At 65.3% G+C, this 372-nt stretch carries 1 protein-coding gene; it reads right to left on the bottom strand.

The annotated features are described in order from the left end of the window. The coding region (locus AC1DEK_RS30185) for an Ig-like domain-containing protein (RefSeq protein ID WP_478128998.1) at positions 1–372 on the bottom strand (372 nt) is incomplete at both ends.

Raw genomic sequence — 372 nt, forward strand, 5'->3', positions numbered from 1 at the left:
TCGTGCCTGCCTTCGCCCAGCGGCGTATCAGGCGTGAAGCTCCAGTTGCCGTCCTCGTCGACCTTCGTCTCGCCAACGGGCGTGCCGTTGTCGATCACGACGATCGTGTCGCCCGGCTCGCCCTTGCCCACCAGTGTCGGTGTCGTGTCGTCCGTGATCTCGCCATTGCCCACCGGACCCTGAACCAAGCCCACGTCGTCAGTCACTTCGCCAACGGCCGGCTGGCCAGGCGGGGTTTTGTCCACGATCACCACGTGCGGATCCGACGGCTTGCTTTCGTTGCCCGCCTGATCACGCTCGACCACCGTGAACTCGTGCTTGCCTTCGCCCAGCGGCGTATCAGGCGTGAAGCTCCAGTTGCCGTCCTCGTCG

It is taken from the genome of Variovorax sp. 10N420 (genome assembly GCF_056394705.1).